This window comes from Bradyrhizobium sp. (assembly GCF_030654605.1).
In the GTDB taxonomy this organism is placed as follows: Bacteria; Pseudomonadota; Alphaproteobacteria; order Rhizobiales; family Xanthobacteraceae; genus Bradyrhizobium.
This window is the reverse complement of the sequence record NZ_JAURXB010000203.1, coordinates 1-17,868: the sequence shown is the minus strand read 5'-3', so window position 1 is coordinate 17,868 and position 17,868 is coordinate 1. Positions and strand designations below refer to the sequence as shown.

Below are 17,868 nucleotides of genomic sequence, written 5' to 3'. Positions count from 1 at the left end.
TGCTGATGGGCACGCTGGCGGGCGTCGAGATGGGTCTCGACCTCGCCAAGGTGCCGCATCGCGGCGGTGGCGTGCTCGCCGCCATGGAAGTCCTGAAGGGACGCGACGTGGTGCCGATGTCGAAATCCAAGACCGCGGTCGCCTGAAAGCGCAAAATTGACTACCGTCATTGCGAGCCAACGGGTCGCGCGAATGCGCGCCCGATGATAAACTCCGCGAAGCAATCCATGTCGCCGCGCAAGGAAAGATGGATTGCTTCGTCGCTTGCGCTCCTCGCAATGACGTAACCAACAGAAAGAGCGTGCGATGAACGCCCCGGTAGCAGCCACCGAAGACCTGATCTATTCCGTCCAGGACGGCATTGCCCACCTGACCTTCAACCGCCCGCAGGCGCGCAACGCGCTGACTTTCGCAATGTACGAGCAGATGGCGACGATCTGCGAGACCGTGAACGCCGACCGCTCGATCAAGGCGATGATCCTGACCGGAACTGGCGACAAGGCGTTCGCGTCGGGCACCGACATTTCGCAATTCCGCGCCTTCAAGACCGCGGAGGATGCGCTCGAATATGAGGAGCGGATCGACCGGGTGCTGGGCGCGCTGGAAAAAGTCCGGGTGCCGACGATTGCGGCCATCGCCGGCGCCTGCACCGGCGGGGGGGCGGGAATCGCCGCCTGCTGCGATATCCGGATCGGCACCGCGTCGACGCGGATCGGCTTTCCGATCGCGCGTACGCTGGGAAATTGCCTGTCGATGTCCAATATCAGCCGGGTCGTCGCGCTGGTCGGGCCGGCGCGGACCAAGGACCTGATCTTTACAGCGCGGCTGATCGAGGCGCCCGAGGCGCTGGCGCTCGGTCTGCTCAACGAAGTGGTGCCTGACGTTGCGACCCTGCAGCGCCGCGCCGCCGAAACCGCCAAGCTGATCGCCGGCCACGCGCCGATCACGATGGAAACCGCCAAGGAGGCGGTGCTCCGCCTCCGCCGCACCTTGTCGCGCGAGGAGGGCCGGGACCTGATCCTGCGCGCTTATATGAGCGAGGATTTCCGCGAGGGCATGGATGCCTTCCTCAACAAGCGCACGCCGAACTGGCAGGGCAAATAGCTCCGGCGGGCTCACCCAGCCCTTTGGCCTCAGCCGATCATTTCGATAACAATGGTAGAATGGGCCGCCCTAACGGGTTGCAATCTCATGCCAAATCCCAAGCAGGGGTGCCCGGACCTGCTTGAACTCGCCGCCGTAACCCCGCACAATGGCACTCAACAGGCTTGGCTCGATACAGCCGGGCCCAATCAAGACATAGGGATGAAACACGTGCGAAACACCATCAAAGCCACGGCCGCGCTGGCGGCCATGCTCGCGAGTGCGCCGGCCGTCGCCGCCTGGGAGCCGACCAAGCCAGTTGAAATCGTCGTGGCGGCCGGAGCCGGCGGCGCCTCCGACCAGATGGCGCGGATGATGCAGGCCGCGATCCAGAAGAACAACCTGATGAAGCAGCCGATGGTGGTTTCGCTCAAGGGCGGGGCCTCCGGCGCCGAAGCGCTGATGTACATGAAGTCCTCGGACGGCGACGCCAACAAGGTGCTGATCGCCTATTCGCTGATCTACATGTTGCCGCTGTCGGCCAAGATTCCGTTCAACTGGCGCGAGTTGACGCCGGTGTCGGTGGTGGCGATGGATCAGTTCGTGCTGTGGGACAATGCCGCCGGGCCGAAGACCGTGAAGGACTTCATTGCCGCCGCCAAGGCCGCCGCTGCGCCGTTCAAGATGGGCGGCACCGGTTCCAAGCGCGAGGACCATGTCCTCACCGTCTTCATGGAACAGAAGACCGGCGCGAAATTCTCCTATCTGCCCTACAAGTCCGGCGGCGAGGCGGCGACGCAGCTGGTCGGCAATCACACCGAAGCCAACGTCAACAATCCATCCGAAAATCTCGAGGTCTGGCGCGCCGGCCAGGTTCGCGCGCTCTGCGTATTCGACAAGGAACGGATCTCCTACAAGACCAAGGTGACCGCGACGCAGTCGTGGAACGATATCCCGACCTGCAAGGAAGAAGGCCTCGACGTCCAGTACCTGATGCTGCGCGCCATGTTCCTGCCGGGCAAGGTGACCGCGGAGCAGGTCGCGTTCTACGTCGACCTGTTCCAGAAGGTGACGCAGACCACCGAGTACAAGGAATACATGGAAAAGCAGGCGCTGAAGCCGGTCTTCCTCACCGGAAAGGACATGATGAAGTTCCTTGAGGAGGACGACAAGCTCAACGCGTCGCTGATGAACCAGGCGGGCTTTGTGGCGAAATAGGCCCGCGCGGCACTTCATGCCCCCACCGGGTCGACGCGAAGCGCCGCCCCGGTGGGGGTGACCGTTCTTGCCGTGCCCGACGAAAGACAGCGACCCCCCGATGTCCAATACCGAAATAGAAATTATCGTCGATGATCCGACCGCGCCGGAGGCCGACTCGCCTGTGGTGACCAGTATTCGCATCGTCGACGTGACGGTTTCGCTGCTGCTGCTGGTGCTGGCGGCGACGCTGGGTTTCGACAACTGGCGTACCGGCATCGCCTGGGATTCCACCGGTCCGCAATCCGGCTATTTCCCGTTCTATCTGTCGGTGATCCTTGCCGGCGCCAGCCTCTATGGCCTCGTCGCCGCATTTTTGTCGCGCAAGGAAGCCCGGGAAACCTTCGTGACCCGCGCGCAGCTTCGTCGCGTCATGCAGGTGTTCGTGCCGACGCTGCTGTTTTGCCTGGCCGTGCAGTTTCTCGGGCTCTATGTCGCGAGCTTCGGCTTGATTGCCGCTTTCATGCGTTTGGTCGGACGGATCGCGCTGTGGAAATCGCTGCTGACGGCGTTCCTGTTCACCGCCATCATGTTCCTCACCTTCGACGTCGCATTCGACGTGATCATGCCGAAGGGGCCGCTCGAAAGAGCCCTGGGTCGCTAGGAAATCGGGCCGCTAGGAAAATCGCCATGGAAGCTCTCGGCCTGCTGATGCACGGCTTCGCCGTCCTGCTGACGTGGAAGACGTTGACGCTGATGATGGTCGGCCTCGTGCTCGGCATTTTCGTCGGCGTGCTGCCGGGGCTCGGCGGGCCGAACGGTGTCGCGATCCTGCTGCCGCTGACCTTCACCATGGACCCGACCTCGGCAATCGTGATGCTGTCCTGCATCTACTGGGGAGCGCTGTTCGGCGGCGCCATCACCTCGATCCTGTTCAATATTCCGGGCGAGGCGTGGTCGGTGGCGACCACCTTCGATGGCTATCCAATGGCGCAGCAGGGCAGGGCGGCGGAAGCGCTGACCGCAGCGTTCACGTCGTCCTTCATCGGCTCGCTGGCTGCGGTGCTGCTGATCACCTTCCTGGCGCCGATGATCTCGTCGTTCGCGCTGAAGTTCGGGCCGCCGGAATTTTTCTCGGTCTATCTCCTGACCTTCTGCTCGTTCGTAGGCCTCGGCCGCGAGGCCAAGCACAAGACCGTCATCTCGATGTCGCTCGGCCTGCTGCTGGCCGGCATCGGCATGGATACGGTGTCCGGCCAGCTGCGCATGACCTTCGGTTCCAACAATCTGCTGCGGGGAGTGAATTTTCTGGTCGCCGTGATCGGCCTGTTCGGCATCAGCGAAATCCTGCTGACCATGGAGGAGCGGCTGGCGCTGCGGGGCCATGCCGCCGGCATCAGCCTGAAGGTGGTGCTGAAAGTCTGGAGAGACCTGCCGAAATACTGGGTGACGCTGCTGCGCTCCTCCTTCATCGGCTGCTGGCTTGGAATCACCCCGGGCGGCGCGATCGCCGCATCCTTCATGGGCTACAATCTGGCAAAACGGTTTTCCAAGGATCCCGAGAGTTTCGGCAAGGGCCGGATCGAAGGCGTGTTCGCACCGGAAACCGCCGCGCATGCTTCCGGAACCGCGGCGCTGTTGCCGATGCTGGCGCTCGGTATTCCCGGCTCCGGCACCGCGGCGATCCTGCTTGGCGGACTGATGGTCTGGGGCCTCAACCCCGGTCCGCTATTGTTCGTCGAGCACAAGGATTTCGTCTGGGGCCTGATCGCCTCGATGTATCTCGGCAATGTGGTCGGCCTCGTGCTGGTGCTGACCACGGTGCCGATTTTTGCCTCCATCCTGCGGGTGCCGTTCGCCGCCGTTGCGCCGATGATCGTGGTGTCCTGCGCGATCGGCGCCTACGCGATCCAGAACGCGATGTTCGACATCTGGCTGATGCTCGGCTTCGGCGTCGTCGGCTACGTCTTCAAGAAGATCGGTATTCCGCTGGCGCCGTTCACCCTGGCGCTGGTGCTCGGCAACCGCGCCGAGGATGCGTTCCGGCTGTCGATGATTGGTGCCGGCGGCGACATGAAGGTGTTCTGGTCGAACGGCCTGGTCGGCTCGATCACCACGCTGGCGATCGTGCTGTTGTTCTGGCCTGTCATCGACAGCGTGTTCGGCAGCGTTAGCCGGTTGATGCGGCCGGCGAAGGCTGCGAGGTAGGCTGAATCTTCAAATAAAAACAAGCTCTTAGGGGTTTTTCTCTTTTCCGCGACTGTGTCTTTGCGGCGACACAACCTGAGCGAGCGGCAGGTTAAACATTTCCCGGAACTCGTCGTCCGGCCTTGGCGTCGTTCATGGAAGATTGGGTAGCTCGGCGCGAGCAGACCTCAATCCGTACCGCTATCGCAGTGTATGTTACACCTCGGGTAGCCTTCGATCGCGGCGTACCGAAATTGACCTCCCTGCGAGATTTCCGCTCCCTTGATCGATCATGGCTCATTATTTAGCGCGTCCGCGACAGTTCTTTATGAACCAGAGATGGGGTGTACTACATTCTGAAAAGCTCTCTCGAGGAGTAGGTTCGTCCCCTGCGCGCGGCTGCCCGCAGGAACTTCGTCATGGTGCGTTCTTCGTCCGACAGGGCGTTGTCGGGCCCCACGCCATAAGATCTTGTTATGGTCTCAGGAGCTGTCCGACCGTCATCTCGTCTTCATCCTGCGCACTGGCCAAATCCTCGTTTCCGGGCGGCGCTTGGACCTTTTCCTGGGTGCTGGGCTTAGCTGCCAAGGATGGTTTGTCGTACATCACGAGGCGCTTGGAGTGCTCTAGCAATGCCTCAATCGGCGCGGAAAGCCAGTGGTTATCCTTCCACAAAAGATCAATGGATTTTTCGAGGATGGCTATGCCGCGAGTAAACTTCTTGAGTGCAGCAATTCGTTCCGTCTCGGCCCCCAACGTCTCATGTAATGGCTTTGCGCGGGGGTAGGTCAGGTGGAGTACCTTTCTTCTTACGTCCCTGAGTACCGCACCAAGCCTTTCTGTTTTTTCTTGTCGAAGAGTGGCGGCCTCTCTCGAATGTCTGCTGGAGGTCCTCGGGGCGTCAACGGTGATCCTCGGCTTGTTGAAGAGGCCTGGAAATCTCAGCATTGCTTCTTCATAGACGGGAAAAGACGGTCGTCGGAGGATGCTGTTCATTACTCCGACGAGCAAGTCTCCGCGATAGAGTAGGATTGCATGCGGCGATCGATCTCCTCTCCGTGCTGAAACACCGGCACTGGATAGAAAATCGGTCAAGGCCTCCTCAGATGCGTCCGTGACCCAAAGGCGTTCCAGTTCAGCCTGAAACGATGGGAGTGCAAAATTCACTGCGGCGGCTGAACGACGCATCGCATCCGTCATTCGGGGATGTCGCCGGCTGGGAGCTGCGGCCGCAAGATCGGTGAGCCAAGCGGCCACTTCGCCTCTTCCATCTTTGATCAAGTATGCGGCGATTGAACGATGAAATGGGGTGAGCGCCGTCATTCCCTCGATATCATAGGCCGCGATAGCCATGATTTTTTGAAGTCGCAGGAGATAATTGCGCATGTCGAGCGCGCGGAGAGTTACGGAACAGATGTGGCCCAGGACGAAATGCAAATGGTTAGCCCCTCCGCCTTGTCGCGCGCGAGGCTTTTCATTGTGTGACCAAACCATCAGCGGATGCGTTTCAGCGCGAAATTCCGATACCACCAGGTTCACGACACGCGCTCGATCAATCGCGTTCAATGTCGTTATTGGAGATATTACTATGTGCCAAAAAACGATCTCCGCGTTTTTTGACCCTTGTTGGAGGCAACGCATCACGCGCATGCCCGCTTCGCTATCGGGTACATAAAGATTTTTCGTTTCGAACAGCTCCACCCGCTGATCTTTTTCGTTCCAAAGATGCAGATTCAGGCGTTGGGCACTCTTTGGCCCGCTCTTATATTTGAAAGCCTTTACGATCATTTACCGCGGATCTCATCTTCCAGCCGCAAGATGGCGGCAACGATATTCCCGAGCTCGTCGGTGATGACCTTGGCTTGTTCGCGGTAATCCACTTGGCTAGAGGTGACTTGGTTTCCCAACGCAATGATCGCAACGTGAATCTTGGTCAGCTCCGTGCGCAAAAGAACATGTTGTTTGCTTGGGCGGCGCGACCTCTTGCCCATATCGGCTTGGATGAGAGCGCAAGCGTAGGCCGCTTCGCTGGTCATGCGAAAGTCTGACATTTCCTTGAGGTGGATTCGCAGCTCCGCCGGCAAGCGAATCGAAAATGGGGCATTGCCTCGGCGAGGTTCTCGCTTCATGCGAGCCTCGACCGGAAATTTAGCTGATCTAGCTCGTGTCGGCCGCCTATAGATGCCAGCGGTCGCGACGCCCGTATGTGGACTGGAGCTGAAGGGAGTCGCTGGCGTCCGAGGATCCCGGCGGAATTGCCATCATTGAAGAGTTCGAAAGGGGGCGGGTGTTTTAGTGGCTGGTTTTTTCCCAGCCGTACTCTCATCCGAGCTGCGGCCTTGCAGACATTCTAGCACCCAACAGACAGGGCTCTCTCAACAGCGAGGAGATTAAAGGCGCAAACCTTCGAATGCAACTCCCGTCCTCGGCCCCGGCCGATGCTCGCAAACAGATTTCGTGACGCAGCAGGAGTCTGAGACCGGGTTGCTACGATCAACTTCGCTATGGCAGCGTAGGTTACACCTCCGGCAGAGTGCGATAGCTCGCGTAGGCGCGTTAGCTTCCCAACCGATTTATCCTTGGCTCAGTCGGACGTCCCGCGATCTTGCGGGTTTCAGCCCAATCGAACCGCCAGTCGATGCCCAGGCTGCTCCAACTATGCCTGCGTGCGGGCCTCCATCGGCATATTGCGCGCGCCAGGCGCGTCGTGAGCGTGTCGCGCGCGCTGTCCCACTGGCGATGCCGCGACCAACGCTGGAAGCTCGCGCCCTGGATATTCTCGGCGGCTTGTGTCTGCGGAATCACGCCGCCCGACGCCAGCGCGAGATGCGGACGGGAATAGAACGTGCGTGTCGCACGCGAGCCCTACTCCGCCGCTTCGCCCTTCACCTCAATCATCGGCACATCCAGGCTCTTGATCTCCTGCATGGCCTGGCCCGCGATACCTTGGAGGTCTCCGTAAAGCCCCGCGGTGGAATCGAGCACGCCGTCGAGCTGCTCCTCGCGTTTGGCCCACAGCCGCGTCATGGCGGCGCGCTCACGATTGAGGTCGGCCTTCATGTCGGTAAATTTTTCGACGATGGCCTCGATGCGGTGGCGGAAGCGCGGGCCGGTGAGGTAGGCATACATCACCTCAGTCTTCGTCTGCTGACCTTCCTGCGCCTTTCGGCTGGTGGCGACGTCGATCAGCGACTGCCGAAGTGCGACAGCGAGCGGAATGGCGAAGCGCGGCTCCGCGATCCAGACGTTTTCAATGAGATCGAAGCTCTGGACCTCCTTGGGCACAGCGCTCGAGACGATCAGCGCGATGTCTGCCTTGGCGGCGCGTTGATCATCGCGGAGCTTGCCCAGCCACACGGGGTTCCAGGCCTTCGTTCGTTTTGACTCCCAGAGGATCGTGCCACAGCGCTGTCCATTGGCGGACAGCACCCCGTGAACCACGTCGCCACCGAACTCGCCCTTGGGCACCGGCTCGATCAGATCGCGTGGGAAACGGCTGCGGAGCAAGGATTCAAGTTCGATTTCCAGCGCTTCACCCTGCAACTGTTGGGAGCCTTGGTCGGCCTTGCGGCGCAGCTCCTCGATCTGGCGCTGCATGCCGGCGAGCTGAGCCTCCTTTTCGGTGACCTTGGACTTGAAGATATCCTCCGCCTCGATCCTCGCCTTGTCGCGGACGGCGCCGAGATTCTCCTGCACCTTCTTCTCGACCGTCAACTCGATCTCGCGCTTCGCGTCGTCGAGCTCGCGCTGCTTACGCAACATATCGGCCTGGGCCTGCTGGGCTTCGGCGAGCTTCGCATTGTTCGCGGCGAGCATCTGCTGCAGATCCGCAAGCTGCCGGTCGCGCTGACCAAGATCATCGGCCAGTGCCAGACGGGCCTTCCTTGCCTCGGCCTCGGCGATGGTTGCGCGTTCGGCGCTCACCCTGGTGGCCACCTGTTCGTCGAGGGCGTCGCGGGCCTTGGCGAGGTCATCCTGCCTTTGGCGCAGGTGGGCTTCACGACGGCCAAAATCCGCTTCCTTGGCCGCAAGCTGTGCCTCGAACTGCTTGCGGGCCGCGGCGATAATAGGGGCCGCCAACGATTCGGTCAGCTTGATCTCAGTACCGCATTTCGTGCAGTTGATCTGTGGGTCGGTCACGGTATCGGTCCTGTGATGGTGAGGTGTGGTTGTATCCGGATTCTCAGCCACGACCGTGCCGGATCGCGGCGTTGTCCCCCGCAATCGTGCCGGTCGCGGCAATGGCGACACCCTGGACGGTGCTGTCGGATTCAGCTTTTCGGAAGGATCGTGCGTCATGATCAGTTCCTCGTGGCGCGCAGGTCGCGCTGGCGCAAAATAGCTTCGACGATCCGGCCTAGGCGGCGCACCGAGCCGCTGCGCCAAAGCCGAGCGACGGCGGCATGCTCGGCGCCGTCGAGGGGCGGTACCCAATTCGCATCGAGGCTGCGCTCTTTGGCGAGGTCGGCGATCACGGCCGGCAACAGCGCATCGAGATGCTTCGCGCTCGGCTTGGGAAATGTGATCACGCGAAAGCGGTCGCGGATCGGTGCCGGCAACGGATCGAGACTGTTGGCCGTGGCAATGTAGGAGATTTGGCTCAAGTCAACCGAGACCTGCAGCGCTGGATCAGGGTAGCGGCAGTTCGACTCGGCCTCAAGAAAGCCGAGCAGGCAATCCCAGAGCCTTCCATAGTCGCTACGGGTCCCAGCCTTCTCGATTTCATCGGTCAGTACTAGCGGGTTGCCGATTTTCCCTTGAGCAATAGCGAGGAAGGGATGACAGGGTTCGGCCGAGTGCCAGCGTCGGTCGGTGCCGCCGAATACCGCGCCGTCAGCGCGAGAGGCGTCCTCTCGCCAGATGCTCAGACCAAGCGCCTCCCCAAGGCGGCGAGCAAATCGAGACTTGCCGCCACCGGGATCGCCCACCAGCAACAGGGGACGGAGTTTGACGGTCAGACGCCCAACAAGGTCAGCGAGTGCAAAATCGATGACATCGATTGCGTAAGGAAATTCGAGCAGAAGCGTGGAGCGCACCTCGTGCAGAGGCGGCACCTCGACCAGCCGCAAGGCAGTGTTGATGACGCCCTTCAGCGGGCCGATGATATCCTTGAGCTTGACGTTCTTCATCTCCTCACTGCTTAGGCGAGCAACCACGAGGTGATGTTCGGGAATACCTTCTGCGGCGGCGCCGGGAGCCTGCTCCGAGCGCACGTTCGCCTTTTCCTCGGCCTCCTTCTTCCTCCGGCGTTCTTCCTCCTCCTTGGCTTTCCGTCGGACGGCAATGGCGGCCGCGGCGACGCGATACTCCGCCATGCGATTACCAAGGATGGCTGCGTTCCGCGCCGCTGAAGCTCCCCTCGGCAACAGGTCGGTGCAGGCCGGTAGCGCCGCCCAGCCGAAGGCGAAGCGCTCCAGATCGCAGCAGAGCTCCTGCTCGGCATGCATGGAGGTGGCCTGGAAAGCCTGGATCAGTGCTTTTCCGACCCTGCGATGATCCTCGAAGTAGGTCCGGTCGCGCGGCGTCGGCAGACACACAAGCCGCACGGCGTCGGCAAGGCTGCGCAAGGTCGGCTCGTTCTGGGTGACGGCGCGGTGGTCGAGTTCAGCGGCGAGCACAAGTCCGGCATCGACGCCAAGCGCCGCGGCCCATGCCGCATTGTGGGGGAGCTGCGGACACAGCTCGTCGATCTCGGCGATCACCCGCTGCTCAACGTGGCTGGCTCCATCGGTAATGAGCATCGAGTAGCGAAGCAGCCGGGGCAGGTCCTTCAAACGCTCATCCCAGTCCGAGGAATCGGCTGCCGCTCCGGTCGAGACGGCGTCGTCTTCCAACGCCGGCAGGTCAATGTCGTCGGCGTCGTCGGTCGTGCTCATGCCTCGTCCTCCGAGCCGTCGCCGTCGACAGCGCTGGAGGTCGCCATCCGTCTCAGCCCGCGGCCGAGACCATCGCGATCGACCGGCGGACCGAGCTTGTAGAAGCGCGAGAGCGAGCGGGCCCACGCGCCATCGGGATCGGCGAACCACAGCGGCGTGGTGGCGGCGGCGCAATCGCCCAGCAGGGGATGGCCGGTGACGCGGCCGATCAGATGCACGCCTTGCGGGGTGATCGCCGGCACCCAGTCCGTAAGGAACGGGGCCTTCTGCAGCACGACCGGTGGGACCGGGCGCCCGCGTTCGAGACGATCGCAGTCATCGGCCAGGGCGCGGAGCCGGCGGCTCAGGTCAGGAGTAACGTGGGCGGGATCGAGGAAAGGAAACAGGCGCGTCAGCATGGATGGGTACTCACGAATTTACGACAAGGGGTGGCTGACAATGGGACGTCGGCTTACTCGATCAGCACCGTGAAGGCGCCGTCGAAGTCAGGGTTCTCAGAGCCGTAGCCGTGCGGATTGCAGATGACCCGGGTCTCGCCGACGCGGTAGTCGCAGGAGTTATGAACGTGCCCATGCACCCACAGCGCCGGACGGTACGCCTCGATCGTTGCGGACATGTCCGACACGAAGGCAGCCGTGACCGGATCACGCCGGTACTTCGGCAGGATCGAATTCCAGTTGACGGCCGTATGGGTGATGACCACCGTGGGGCCGTCGAACCCTGTGGACAGCGTTGCTTCGAGGTATGATTTCGAGCGGTGGTGCAGCAGCGCAGCTTCCTGCGGCCGGAACCTGAGCCACGGTTTCTTCTGCCAACCGATCAGGCGGTGATCGTTCATGCCGATGGCACAGGCGTTCATCACCGCGGCCTGGTTGGCCTCGCCGAAGATACCGTAGTCAGTCCAGAGCGTCGCGCCCGCAAAACGGATGCCTCCCAGCTCGACAGCGGCGTCGCTCAAGACGTGGAGGTTGAACGCACCGGCCTGAGCAAAAGCCAACGCCAGTTCGTCGGGAATGAATTTGTGGTAAAATTCGTGATTTCCGGGCACCATCACGATCGGGATGTCCATCGGGACGATCCGGCGCAAGTGCTCGAAGGCACGGAGCACCCCTTCACAGACATCGCCGGCGACGATCACGAGGTCGACGCCGGGGACGATGGTGATGGGTTTGATCGGAAAAACGTCCAAGTGGAGATCCGAAAAGATTTGGACCCTCATGCGTCATCTCCACAATGGTGACGTTCCCGGAAAGCAGCGAGCAGCACGGTCTCGGCCTTGCGGAACTTGCGCGGGTTATCCGAGCAGCGCCGGCCATAGACGAGCCACGACGCGGCGAGTTCCACGGCGTAGGAGTGGCCAAGATCGGTCAAGCCCAGTACCTGCGCCAGCACCAGTGCCGCCGCCGCATTGCGCTCAAGCGCACACCGCAGCAGCGCCGTCATGGCGATGTCGACCTTCAGCGTCATCTCCTCGATCGGCATCAAGGTGAACGCGACGCCGATGGCGGCGGCCGCGTCTCCCTTTAATGCGGCGGCGAAGTCGTCACCGCCATGGGCCATCTCGATCTGTTCGAGTGTCGCCAACAAGAGGAGGCGCTCGGCGTCGCGGAACGCCTCCTCGGGCAGCGTCCGCCACCACGCCAACGGCGAGATGTCGTCTGCCATGAGGGGCCAGAGGTGTGCATGCGGCATCCCCTGGACGGGGTTATCAACGCATGTGCATCGCGCGCTGAAGCCGCGAGGGCCATCGTGCTGGAGCTTGCGCTCCGGCGCTTGAGCCTCGTCACTTCCGGTCAGTTTGCCCTTCACTCTGGCCCCTTCGTGCATGTTGTTTCGATCGTTCGAGACGGCTCGCGCGCCTTATTCACCATCGGTTGAGAACTGCAGCGCGGCGTGCCGCGCTCCGAAGTGATGCTACGCTGAACCGCGCAGCCACGTGCCAACGACGGACTTGCGCGGGCCGGGACCGGTCGGGCGTGCGTTGATGATTTCCGTCACCATGTCCCGGGCCTGCTGCCGGTCTGGCATGGGTTCGGAGCGCGAAGGCATAGCGCCCTTCTTGGCGCTTTCGCGATGGATGGATTCGAGGACGGTGGCGAAGAGATGAGGCAGCTCCGCGTGCAAGGCGTCCCGCAAGCACAACGTGACCTTGTCCAGCGTCGCGCGGATCGGCACATCGAAATGCTTATCGAGATCGTCACGACCGATCTTCAGAATCTTGTTAAAGCCCGTGGCGCCGTAGTAGTCGATGATACCCGCTGTCGTGCGCGAGATATTCGGGTAACCGCGCTTCGCCAGATAGCTGGGAAGCACCATGCGAGCCGCCTTGAGGTCGTGCTCTATGGGGCGGCGGGTGCGGCCGTCCACCGGCCCGTTACCACGCTTGACATCGTACGTTCCAGACCAGCCAACCTCTGGATCGACCACGACGAGATCGATGTTTACGATGCGGTCGGCGGCCGCGTCGGCGCGAATATTGATCCCGTCCAGAGCTTCGGCGCAGTTGCCAGCAAGGAGGAGCTCGTGAGCGGCGTCGACGATGGGAATCGCGACATCGACGAAGACGTCGAAGCGTCCGCTCGCCACCAGGGCGTCGGCCGTCGTCTTCTGAAGCAGAAGCCCGTGGCGTTTGACCACCGAGCCGACTACGGAGATGGCGCGGCTTAAATCCGCGCCGATGATCGGATCTTCGTTGAAAGCGCCAGAGACCGCATTTGACACGACCGCCTGAGCGGCGCGCGCAAGCGTGATGTCGGAGACAGAGGGAATGGGCGACTCGGCTTCCATAGTGTATTGCTCCATACTGAAGTGAACCGCATTTTGCGGTTGCGCATTATGCGCTGTATTGCCCTTTATAGGCATAATAGCGCTTTTTGCACAAGTGCGGATTTTGGGATGGTTAAAAAGCCGTTGACGTCGGCTGGAACGATTACGGCGCAGCAGGTCAGGGCTGCTAGGGCATGGCTCAATCTCTCTCAAGACGATCTGGCTGCGACGACCCTCATAGCGCGCCGCGCTATCCAAGATTTTGAGAATGGCAAGCGCGAGCCTAAGCCGCGAACCCTACGCGACTTGCGTACCGCTCTCGAACAGGCCGGAATCGAGTTTCTGTTTGTCGGCGACGATGCCGTCGGTATTCGCAAGCGAGATCTGAACTAAGAGAGAGACGAGATGCCCGATTTTTATTTACCTGCTGGCTTCAAGCGAATCCGACGGTATGCGTCGATTAAGGTTGATGAGTTCTCTGGGAAAGCCATTGGTCATGAGTCGTCTCTCGTTCCATGCCGATGAGCGAGGCAGAGGTCAAGGCGAAATTGATCAAGACGCCTTCAGACAAGTTCCGACCATACCTCCGATGGCGCATCGTTCGACTACTACCTGGCCGATCTGGACGATCCCAAGACCTGGGTTTCGGCCGGTGTCGAGCCCCCGAGCCGGCCCGCCGAGGGAAGCTTGATCTCAATGACGAGGGAGAACAAGGAGCAGGTCGTGACCTCGATTGAGTTCTCCCGCGTTCTCGACGCGTGAGTCGGCGGAAACGAGATCCTGGCCGCACTGAACAGAAATGCCGCTCTGTTACTCCGCTTCGAGGTGAAAGGGCGAGCGACCGTCGGCGGCTTTGAGTACCTCAGGGAAGGAGAACCGAGCGACAGCTTCAATCGCTTTGCCGCAGCCGCCATCGAGATCGGCAAGATAGCGATCGAGGCTGCCGCACGCGAGCCCGAAGGTTGGGTCGTCGTCAGCGCGGCTAAAAGACCGTGGTGTCGGGTGAGAAATGGGCTTTCCGAGTACGAGTACCGGCGCAGAGGCCTCCCGTTCTTCTTCAAGGACCAGAGAGAAGGCGCAAGGTTCGCCGAACGCATCAATGCGCGGCCGAAGGGCGACCCGAACCAGGAGGCCGGGTCGCTGTCGGTGCGGGACTTTGCGAGAGAAGCTCAGGAGCACGCCGACATCTGGCGTCGGGCCGGTCGGTGAGCCGTATCTCTACCAGCGATCTAGCGCCGTGGAACGCCGCTGCCGACCCTAGATTGGCTTGATCGTTAGAGAGGGTAGCGTTGATCTCGTTGCTGGAAGGACCTGACGAAATACCGGGCGACGTTGTTGCGCTCGTCCTTCATAGGCTGCTGGTTCGGCATCCCGCGGGGCGGCGCGATCGCAGCGAGTTAGGGGAGATCGCGTTGGAGTTGGCAGGTCAGTCCCGGGGACCTTGTACGGGGATGATGCCGCCCCACCAACCGGCGGGCGCGATCTGTTGCAGCCCGGCATTGAAGCCCGAAACTACTAAGCCGACCAAAAGCATAAAGACAAAAAGGCGCATAGTGCTGAATACCCAACTTGGTCTGTTGTGAGGTGGCCTAGCTTGCTCCGCAGTATCGCAAAGGGATCAGGGTGAGACGTAGGCGGCCGCCGTCATTAGCCATTTCCCCCTGATTGGGCTCTCGTCTTCAAACCGCCCTGTCTAGCCGTAATCCAACTGTCTGCCTCCTTAAGGGTTTCGAAGTCTACAACCAGCACATCGGTCAGGTCGGGACCCCGCTCTTTGACGCGCCAACCGCCGTCTGCGCGACGTTCCAGGATATGAAATTCTAGCAGTGACTTGATCATACCGAAATATGGACTGCAACCCGCCACTTTTCCAGTGCCTGCCACAATCACTTGGCACAATATATGCTAGTTGTTGCTAGTTTGCGGCCGGTCGGCGGTCAACGACGCCTTTTTTAGCGGAGTCACCGCTTCGGCTGCATTCGCGTCTGCCGCGGACAGACAGTCAACGCGAGCTGAAAGCGATCCAACCTGATCCGAGAGAAGTTTTCTTGAGCTGCTGCCGGTTTGATGGACACCGAGATTGGGTGTTTCATACAGCCGGAGGTAGGTCATGCAGAGAGAAAAGTCAGTCGAGAGTTCAAGATCGAGGCGGTCAAGCTGGTCAGGGAAGGAAGGGTGTCGGTAGCGCAAGCAGGCCGCGACCTGGGCGTCCATGAGAACGTGCTGCGCAAATGGGTGAAGGAGTTCGGCTCCGACCCTGTGCAGGCCTTCCCCGGCCACGGGCAACTGAAGCCTGAGCAATCGGAGATCGAGCGGCTGCGGCGCGAGGTCACCAAGCTGAAAGCCGAGCGGGACATCCTAAAAAAGGCCGGCTGCCTACTCCAAGGCGGCCGGCACCTGCCCAAGGACGAAGGCGATCGCCAGGTTGCGAATGTGCCACTGAATCTTCTGGATCGCCAGTTTGTAGCCGAGCGGCAGAACCAGAAGTGGATCGCCGACTTCACCTATATCTGGACCGCCGAGGGTTGGCTCTACGTGTCGGCCGTGATCGACCTGTTCTCGCGCCGGGTGGTCGGCTGGTCGATAAGTGCCAGCATGACAGTGCAACTGGTTGCGGATGCCCTGCTGATGGCCGTCTGGCGGCGCGGCAAGCCGGATCCCCTGGTGCATCACTCCGATCATGGCAGCCAATACCCCGCCGAACAGTTCCAGCGCCTGATGGCTGACAGCGGCATCGTTTGCAGCATGAGCCAGTCCGGCAACGTCTGGGACAGCGCGGCGATGGAGAGCTTCTTCTCCTCGCTGAAGACCGAACGCATCGAGCGCAAAACTTATCGCACCAGGAACGAGGCCAGAGCAGATGTGTTCGATTACATCGAGCGGTTCTACAACGCGACCCGCCGCCATTCGACGATCGGGTATCTCAGCCCTGTTGAGTTCGAACGAAAGGTGGGATGAGCTTAACTCGGTGTCCATCAAACCGGCAGCAGCTCAATTGCTCCCAGCGGAGCCTTGGTAGCCAGCCGGTATAGCTCTCATATCACCGACAATATCCTTCGCTTCGGCGTCAACTACATGTAGGGCGGCTCCGCGGTCCCGAGGTACTGAGATCGAAGGGATGGTCGAACCAAAAGCCCCGGAAACGCCGGAGCGCATAACGGCGACCGCTGATCGGGGGGACTGCCGGCAGTCGCTACACCACCTTGGCTTGCCGCAGTTCCGCGATCTCTGCTGCGTCGAAACCGAACTCGGTCAGCACCTCGTAGGTCTGCTCGCCGAACTCCGGCGGCCGCGCCGCCATTCTGCTTGGGGTGCGCGACAGCGTGACGGGCTGGCCGACCAGGCGGATGTGACGGTTCTCGGCATTGGGTACATCCTGGGCGATGCCGAGATGCTTGACCTGGTCGTCCTCGAACATCTGGTCGATCGAATAGATCGGGCCGCAGGGCACGCCCGCGGCGTTCAACTCGCTGACCCAGCTGTTGGTGGATTTCCTTTCGGTCAGGAGGCTAATCGCGGCGTTGAGGGCGTCGCGGTTCTTCGAGCGTGCGGGCGCGGTGGCATAGTCGGGGTTGGTCACAAACTCGGGAGCTCCTATCGCCTGCGCGAAACGCTCCCAGATCCGTCCCCCCGTGGTCGCGATATTGATGTAGCCATCAGAGGTCTTGAACACGCCGGTGGGAATGCTGGTCGGATGGTTGTTGCCGGCCTGTTTGGCGACGTCCTTTTCCATCAGCCACCGCGCGGCCTGAAAATCCAGCATGAAGATCTGCGCCTGCAGCAGCGAGGTTTGCACCCACTGGCCCTCGCCGGACATCTCTCGCTCCAACAACGCGGTTAGGATGCCCGTGGCGCAGAACAGCCCGGCGGTGAGGTCAGCTACGGGAATGCCGACCCGCATCGGGCCCTGACCCGGCGCGCCGGTGATCGACATCAGCCCGCCCATGCCCTGCGCGATCTGATCGAAACCAGGGCGCTTGTGATAGGGCCCGTCCTGCCCGAAGCCGGAAATGCTGCCATAGACGATACGCGGATTGATTTCTCGTATGCTCCCGTAGCCTATACCGAGCTTGTTCTTGACGTCGGGGCGGAAGTTTTCGACGATCACGTCGGCCCTTGCCGCCAGCCGCTTGAACACCTCGAGACCCCGGGCATCCTTCAGGTTGAGGGTCATGGCACGCTTGTTGCGGTGCAGGTTCTGGAAGTCGGAACCGCCGCGCGGGCCGCCGGGCTGCTCGCCGGCAGCGTCCTCCATTAGCGCATCGATCTTGATGACATTGGCACCCCAATCCGCCAACTGCCGTACGCAGGTGGGCCCGGAACGGACGCGGGTGAGATCGAGCACGGTGAAGCGGGACAGGGCCTGCGAGGCGCGGGGAGAGGGCATTAGAGGTCTCCGATGACAAGAGAAGTTCGGACGTGAGGGAGCAGGCGATCCATTCTTGCAGCTGCCGTGATATAGGCGACCGTCCCACTATCGACAATCCTCTAATGCTGTTACCCGCTCGTGATCGCGAGGGATTTCAGAAGATACTCCGAATCGCTGAAAGAGGTGCGCCTGTCACAGGTCGCCGATATTATCATATACGCCGGTTCGTTCGGTCCCAAACAACAGAAACTAGTACCTACTATTCGAAGTGACTGAGTCATATTTGCACTATCATGCGGCGTTGCCGCATGATTCAAGATGGCATGATAAGCGATGCCATGAAAGTCCGGCTGCGGCCGGGAGATCGAGCGATTCTTGAGGCGCGCTTGC

General features: G+C 61.3%; 16 protein-coding genes and 2 pseudogenes. 8 read left to right on the top strand and 10 right to left on the bottom strand.

Annotated features, from left to right (window positions below; all coding sequences use genetic code 11):
• The 5 genes and pseudogenes from Q7U29_RS18810 to Q7U29_RS18790 form a co-directional block, all read left to right on the top strand.
• Window positions 1-146: pseudogene (locus tag Q7U29_RS18810) on the top strand (serine--glyoxylate aminotransferase); the annotation flags it as partial.
• Between the two features lie 160 nt (window positions 147-306).
• Complete coding sequence (locus Q7U29_RS18805; RefSeq protein WP_304743870.1) at window positions 307-1,104, top strand: enoyl-CoA hydratase/isomerase family protein; 798 nt, start codon at window positions 307-309, stop codon at window positions 1,102-1,104.
• A 210-nt stretch (window positions 1,105-1,314) separates the two neighbouring features.
• A complete protein-coding gene (locus tag Q7U29_RS18800; RefSeq protein ID WP_304743869.1) occupies window positions 1,315-2,301 on the top strand; it encodes a tripartite tricarboxylate transporter substrate binding protein in 987 nt (328 codons plus the stop codon).
• Window positions 2,302-2,401: 100 nt separating this feature from the next.
• A complete protein-coding gene (locus Q7U29_RS18795; RefSeq protein WP_304743868.1) occupies window positions 2,402-2,944 on the top strand; it encodes a tripartite tricarboxylate transporter TctB family protein in 543 nt (180 codons plus the stop codon).
• A gap of 26 nt (window positions 2,945-2,970) precedes the next feature.
• A complete protein-coding gene (locus tag Q7U29_RS18790) occupies window positions 2,971-4,488 on the top strand; it encodes a tripartite tricarboxylate transporter permease (protein WP_304743867.1) in 1,518 nt (505 codons plus the stop codon).
• A gap of 453 nt (window positions 4,489-4,941) precedes the next feature.
• On the opposite strand, the gene Q7U29_RS18785 is transcribed toward Q7U29_RS18790, so the two are convergent.
• The 9 genes and pseudogenes from Q7U29_RS18785 to Q7U29_RS18750 all read right to left on the bottom strand — a co-directional run bounded on the left by Q7U29_RS18785 (window position 4,942) and on the right by Q7U29_RS18750 (window position 13,130).
• Entirely contained in the window at window positions 4,942-6,255 is a 1,314-nt protein-coding gene (locus Q7U29_RS18785) for a hypothetical protein (protein WP_304743866.1), read from the bottom strand.
• A complete protein-coding gene (locus Q7U29_RS18780) occupies window positions 6,252-6,596 on the bottom strand; it encodes a hypothetical protein (protein ID WP_304743865.1) in 345 nt (114 codons plus the stop codon). The genes Q7U29_RS18785 and Q7U29_RS18780 overlap by 4 nt, the downstream gene beginning before the upstream one ends.
• Window positions 6,597-7,023: 427 nt before the next feature.
• A pseudogene (locus tag Q7U29_RS27725) lies at window positions 7,024-7,302 on the bottom strand (E2/UBC family protein); the annotation flags it as partial.
• Between the two features lie 30 nt (window positions 7,303-7,332).
• Complete coding sequence (locus Q7U29_RS18775; protein WP_304743864.1) at window positions 7,333-8,607, bottom strand: DUF2130 domain-containing protein; 1,275 nt, start codon at window positions 8,605-8,607, stop codon at window positions 7,333-7,335.
• Between the two features lie 161 nt (window positions 8,608-8,768).
• Window positions 8,769-10,343, bottom strand: coding sequence for an AAA family ATPase (locus Q7U29_RS18770; RefSeq protein ID WP_304743863.1), 1,575 nt, complete (start codon window positions 10,341-10,343; stop codon window positions 8,769-8,771).
• On the bottom strand, window positions 10,340-10,741 hold the full coding sequence (locus Q7U29_RS18765; RefSeq protein WP_304743862.1) for a DUF6634 family protein: 402 nt from the start codon (window positions 10,739-10,741) through the stop codon (window positions 10,340-10,342). Before Q7U29_RS18765 ends, Q7U29_RS18770 begins: the two co-directional genes overlap by 4 nt.
• Window positions 10,742-10,794: 53 nt before the next feature.
• Entirely contained in the window at window positions 10,795-11,532 is a 738-nt protein-coding gene (locus Q7U29_RS18760; RefSeq protein WP_370691782.1) for a metallophosphoesterase, read from the bottom strand.
• A gap of 26 nt (window positions 11,533-11,558) precedes the next feature.
• Window positions 11,559-12,008 (bottom strand): hypothetical protein, encoded by a 450-nt coding sequence (locus Q7U29_RS18755; RefSeq protein WP_304743860.1) that lies wholly within the window; start codon window positions 12,006-12,008, stop codon window positions 11,559-11,561.
• Window positions 12,009-12,257: 249 nt separating this feature from the next.
• Window positions 12,258-13,130 carry a hypothetical protein gene (locus Q7U29_RS18750; protein ID WP_304743859.1) on the bottom strand — a complete coding sequence of 291 codons (873 nt, stop codon included), beginning with the start codon at window positions 13,128-13,130 and terminating at the stop codon, window positions 12,258-12,260.
• A 108-nt stretch (window positions 13,131-13,238) separates the two neighbouring features.
• Between Q7U29_RS18750 and Q7U29_RS18745 the strand changes: the two genes are divergently transcribed.
• The 3 genes from Q7U29_RS18745 to Q7U29_RS18735 all read left to right on the top strand — a co-directional run bounded on the left by Q7U29_RS18745 (window position 13,239) and on the right by Q7U29_RS18735 (window position 16,067).
• The gene (locus Q7U29_RS18745; RefSeq protein ID WP_304743858.1) at window positions 13,239-13,502 is read left to right on the top strand and encodes a DNA-binding transcriptional regulator; all 264 of its coding nucleotides are present in this window, start codon (window positions 13,239-13,241) and stop codon (window positions 13,500-13,502) included.
• 432 nt (window positions 13,503-13,934) lie between these two features.
• Entirely contained in the window at window positions 13,935-14,318 is a 384-nt protein-coding gene (locus Q7U29_RS18740) for a hypothetical protein (RefSeq protein ID WP_304743857.1), read from the top strand.
• Window positions 14,319-15,176: 858 nt separating this feature from the next.
• Window positions 15,177-16,067, top strand: a complete 891-nt coding sequence (locus Q7U29_RS18735) for an IS3 family transposase (RefSeq protein ID WP_304743856.1) — start codon at window positions 15,177-15,179, stop codon at window positions 16,065-16,067.
• 235 nt (window positions 16,068-16,302) lie between these two features.
• Here Q7U29_RS18735 and Q7U29_RS18730 read toward each other — a convergent pair whose 3' ends face one another.
• On the bottom strand, window positions 16,303-17,496 hold the full coding sequence (locus tag Q7U29_RS18730; protein WP_304743855.1) for a CaiB/BaiF CoA-transferase family protein: 1,194 nt from the start codon (window positions 17,494-17,496) through the stop codon (window positions 16,303-16,305).
• Window positions 17,497-17,868: the final 372 nt, after the last annotated feature.